Annotated in this window: 4 protein-coding genes; 1 reads left to right on the top strand and 3 read right to left on the bottom strand. The window is 70.4% G+C overall.

Annotated elements, in window-relative coordinates:
* The first annotated feature begins 93 nt into the window (after nucleotides 1-93).
* Entirely contained in the window at nucleotides 94-864 is a 771-nt protein-coding gene (locus tag VGJ14_03320; GenBank protein HEY2831431.1) for a tyrosine-type recombinase/integrase, read from the top strand.
* 94 nt (nucleotides 865-958) lie between these two features.
* Here the strand turns inward: VGJ14_03320 and VGJ14_03315 are convergent, their stop codons facing one another.
* The 3 genes from VGJ14_03315 to VGJ14_03305 all read right to left on the bottom strand — a co-directional run.
* A complete protein-coding gene (locus VGJ14_03315; GenBank protein ID HEY2831430.1) occupies nucleotides 959-2,002 on the bottom strand; it encodes a tyrosine-type recombinase/integrase in 1,044 nt (347 codons plus the stop codon).
* Complete coding sequence (locus tag VGJ14_03310) at nucleotides 1,999-2,955, bottom strand: tyrosine-type recombinase/integrase (protein ID HEY2831429.1); 957 nt, start codon at nucleotides 2,953-2,955, stop codon at nucleotides 1,999-2,001. The genes VGJ14_03315 and VGJ14_03310 overlap by 4 nt, the downstream gene beginning before the upstream one ends.
* Nucleotides 2,948-3,197 (bottom strand): hypothetical protein (locus tag VGJ14_03305; protein ID HEY2831428.1); only part of this gene is annotated, 250 nt, incomplete at its 5' end. The genes VGJ14_03310 and VGJ14_03305, both read right to left, overlap by 8 nt.

Below are 3,197 nucleotides of genomic sequence, written 5' to 3'. Positions count from 1 at the left end.
CGTCCGGTCGACCGGGGTCTACCTGAAAACCTCGCTGGGACTGCTGTCGAAGTGCGCGCTGGACCCGGACGCGCCGGGACGGGAGAGGGCGCGGTGAGCCCCGCGATCACGATGGACGGCGCGATCACGGCCCTGGTCGCCGAGAAACGCGCGACGGGCTATAAGTACGACGTCGAGGACCGGGTGCTGGCCCGCTTCGCCGCGTTCTGCGCCAGCCGGTTCCCCGGGCTGGAGGCGCCCACCCGGGCCTCGGTCGAAGCGTGGATCGCGGCCGCCCGGCAACGCGGAGTCAAGCCGGCGACCCTGCAGGGCCTGGCCGCGCCGGTGCGGGAGCTGGCCCGCTGGCTGGGCCGCCGGGGCGTTCCGGCCTACGTCCTGCCCGCCGGGACGCTGCCCAGGCCCGCCCGCTACGTCCCGCACATCTACACCGACCAGCAGCTGGCTGCGCTGTTCACCCAGACCGACCGCTGCCACTACTGCAGCCAGGTTCCGCTGCGCCACCTGGTCATGCCGGTACTGTTCCGCACGATCTACGCCTGTGGGCTGCGCTGCTCCGAGGCCCGTCTGCTACGCGACGTCGACGTCGACGTCGACATCGACGCCGGCGTGCTACAGATCCGCGACGCGAAGGGCGGCAAGGACCGACAGGTGCCCGCCTCCGCAGCGCTACGGGCCAGGCTCGCCGACTACCACGCCCAGACCGCCGGGCAGCCCAGCAGGCGGGAGTGGTTCTTCCCCGGCATCGGTGGCCGGCCGCTCACCCTCGGCAACGTCGGACACAACTTCCGCCGGTTTTTGTGGCAGGCCCGCATCTCCCACGGCGGGCGCGGACACGGCCCCAGGGTTCACGATTTGCGCCATTAGGTGGACGGCGGGGTTATGCGCCCTGCCGGGTCGTTTTGCCTTGGTGGGGGCCGTGTCGGTGGTGTTTTCGTCCGCATAATCCCGGTGGCTGGTGTTACCGGGCCAGTGAGTCGAGCCAGCCGATCAGGGAGGTGTCCGAGGTCCAGTCGGGCAGGACGTCTGGGGTGAGTGGCTGGTAGGCATTTTCGATCGCTTTGCGTTTGGTCTCCGCGTCTGCGCGGGCGTAGATCTCGGTGGTGGATACGTCGGCGTGGCCGAGCAGGTCGCGGATGTAGATCAGGTTGACGCCGGCCTGGATCAGGTGCATCGCTCGGGTGCGCCGCAGGGTGTGGGGGCTGACCGGCAGTCCAGGGGCCCAGCCGGGGTCGCGGGCCCGGGCGGCTCGCACGTGGCGTGCCAGGAGCTTGGCCACCCCGGACCGGGTCAACCGGGAGTGGTTGGGTCCGCGAAACAGCGGGCCCGCGGCGGTGCCGAGGCCGGGGTGCGGTTCGAGGTGTTCCAGGTAGTCGGCGACGAGCCGGGCGGTGGGGTCCATCACGGGCACGTATCGGATTTTGGATCCCTTCCCTCGGATCGTCACCGTCATCGGTTTGGAGCGGCGGATGTCGGCGACGTCGAGGTCGCAGAGTTCTTGGACGCGGGCGGCGGTGTCGTAGGCCAGGGCGAGTAGGACGGTGTCCCTGATGGTGCGTGTGCTGGCGGTGCCGGGTGCGGCGAGCAGCGCCTTGACCTCGTCTCCGCTCAGGTGCCCCAGATCCGGCGCAGGGGTGTTCTTCTGCCGGATCGCGAGGACTTGGGTGAGCTGGTCGAGGTGGTCGGGCTGTTCGACGGCGGTGTAGCGGCAAAACGACTTGATCACCGCGAGGCGCTGGTTGCGGGTGGCCGCCGAGGCGCACCGCTCGGTGTCCAGCCAGTCCAGGAACCGCAGGACGTGGGGCCGGTCGATGTCGACCAAGCGCAGCCGCTCGGGCGGTATGCGTTCGGCGTCTTTGAACCAGATCAGCAGCAGCTTGATCGCGTCCCGGTAGGAGGAGACGGTCCTGGCAGAGGCCGCGCGCTCTCCGGCCAGGTGGTCGGTGAAGAACTTCGCCAGCCAGCGCCCGGCCAGATCCGCGGGCGGCGCGGGTCGCGGGCTCACGACTTGTCCTCGGCCGGGGCGGGGATGACGTAGCCGAACCTGATTTGGGCCTTGGTCATCACCTCGGGGTAGGCGTCCGCGGTCAGCCGCAGGTAGTACTGGGTGCCGCGCAGGTCGGCGTGGCCCATGTAGCAGGCCAGGTAGGGCAGCACCACGGCCAGGTCCGCGTTGTCCGCGGCCCATCGCCGCAGGTTGGCCACGGCGAAGCCGTGGCGCAGCGAGTGCGGATGCGGACCGCCGGTGAAGTGGGGGATGCCGGCGTCGGCCAGGTAGCCGCGGAACCGCAGGTAGATGGTCGACTGGTTGATCGGCCTGCCCGTGGCCCGGCTGTAGAACACGTGGTCGCTGTGCTCGGGAACCGGGTGCGCGGCCGTGAGGTAGGCGTGCAGGGTCGCGGTGAGCCGCCCGGTGATCGGGATGGTCCGGCCCGCACCGTTCTTCGAGTCGCGGATCCGTAGCGTCCCGGCGGGGGTGTCCACGTCCGACAGGGTCAGGTTCAGCGCCTCGGAGACCCTCAACCCGGCGCCATAGAGCACTCGGAACAGGACCGGGTCGACCATCGCCTTGTTCGTGAAACTGGACATGGGCTGGGAGTCGATCGCGGCGAACAAGCGGCGCACCTCGTCGTCGGTGAACACGTACGGCGGCTGGTGGCGGACACGCACGCCGGTCGCCGCGGCCGGCATGTAGGCGTGCCAGCCGACGGCCCGGGCGTACTCGGCCAGCTGACGCAGCGCCAACTCGTTACGCCGGACCGTGGCCGAGCGCAGGTGGCGGCCGTAGAGGAACCCGTCGCATGCTTCCTTGGTGATCGACCCGCCCGGGTAGCCCTGCTGGCGGCAGTGGTCGGCGAATTGGCGCAGCACCCGTTGCTGGATCGTGAACCGGTACCCGCCGGCGTGACGCAACGCGACCAGGTCCGCGACCAGGTCCGGCAGCGTCGCCTCAGGCACCGCGCTCACCCGCCCGGTCCCGTTCGGTGACGTCCTCGACGTCCAACGCGCAGCCACGCAGCCGCTCGACGTCGAAGCGCAGGTAGTAGGCCTGGGTCGTATCGCTGCAGGCATGTCCCAACACCGCCGACACCACCGGCATCGGAGTTCCGCCGCCGATCATGGCCACGGCCAGCGCGCCACGCAGGGAATGCATCCCGCAGACCTGGCCCGGCCCGCACTCGATCCCGGCGCGGGCAGCG

The sequence above is a fragment of the Sporichthyaceae bacterium genome, assembly GCA_036493475.1.
Lineage (GTDB): Bacteria > Actinomycetota > Actinomycetes > Sporichthyales > Sporichthyaceae > DASQPJ01.
This window is presented reverse-complemented; position numbering and strand designations above follow the sequence as displayed.